Origin of the sequence: Streptomyces sp. NPDC005195 (genome assembly GCF_040608315.1) — a bacterium.
Classification (GTDB): domain Bacteria; phylum Actinomycetota; class Actinomycetes; order Streptomycetales; family Streptomycetaceae; genus Streptomyces; species Streptomyces kaempferi.
The window spans coordinates 1-1,041 of sequence record NZ_JBEXHZ010000401.1 but is presented as its reverse complement, the minus strand read 5'-3'; the positions used below and the strand labels follow the sequence as shown (position 1 = coordinate 1,041).

The window sequence follows — 1,041 nt, the reverse complement described above, 5'->3', positions numbered from 1 at the left end:
GGCCATGCCGCCGCCTGCCCACGGGCCCCAGGCGACGGAGGTCGCGGGCAGCCCCTCGGCGCGGCGGCGTTCGGCGAGTGCGTCCAGCATGGCGTTGGCGGCGGCGTAGTTGGCCTGGCCGGCGGAGCCGACGGTGCCGGCGAAGGACGAGAAGAGGACGAACGCCGAGAGGTCGCGCTCGCGGGTCAGTTCGTCGAGGTGGAGGGCGGCGACGACCTTGGAGCGCAGAACCGTGTCGAAGTGTTCGGGGGTGAGCCGGTCGAGGACCCCGTCGTCGAGGACTCCTGCGGTGTGGACGACGGCGTCCACCGGGTGGTCGTCCAGTAGCCGGCGTACGGCCTCACGGTCCGTCATGTCGCATGTGATGAGGGAGACTTCGGCGCCCAGGGCCGAGAGTTCGGCCTCCAGTTCGGCGGCGCCGGGTGCCTGCGCTCCGCGCCTGCTGGTGAGGACGAGGCGGGTGGCCCCCTGTCCGGCGGCCCAGCGGGCCACCCTGGCGCCGAGTGCGCCGGTGCCGCCGGTGACCAGGACCGTACCGCTGGGGGTCCAGGGGGTGCCGGGTTCCTCCGTGACCGCGGTCAGGCGGCGGGCGAGGACGCCCGCGGTGCGGACGGCGACCTGGTCCTCGTCGGCGCCGCCGCCGGAGAGCAGGGCGGCCAGTCGGGAGGCGGTGCGGCGGTCGAGTTCGTGCGGGAGGTCGATGAGACCGCCCCAGCGGTCGGGGTGTTCGAGCGCCGCCACGCGGCCCAGTCCCCAGACGGCGGCCTGGTCGAGGCGCGGGGGCAGGTCGCCGCGGCCGGTGGTGACCGCTTCCCGGGTGAGGGTCCACAGGGGGGCGGTGATGTCGGTGTCGCCGAGTGCCTGGACGAGGAGGGCGGTGGCCAGGACGCTTTCCGGGGTTCCGGTGTGTTCTCCCGAGGTCTGGGCCAGGGCCGAGACGACGCCGTCGACCGGGGTGCCGGCCGCTGCCGAGGTCAGCAGGCCGGCGAGCGTCGCGCGGTCGGCGTCGGCGGGGCAGGGCACGGTGACAAGGTCGGTGGC

General features: G+C 75.4%; 1 protein-coding gene. It reads right to left on the bottom strand.

Translation table 11 applies throughout. The annotated features are described in order from the left end of the window. Nucleotides 1-1,023 (bottom strand): beta-ketoacyl reductase (locus ABZV34_RS39930; RefSeq protein ID WP_356288365.1); only part of this gene is annotated, 1,023 nt, incomplete at its 3' end. Nucleotides 1,024-1,041: the final 18 nt, after the last annotated feature.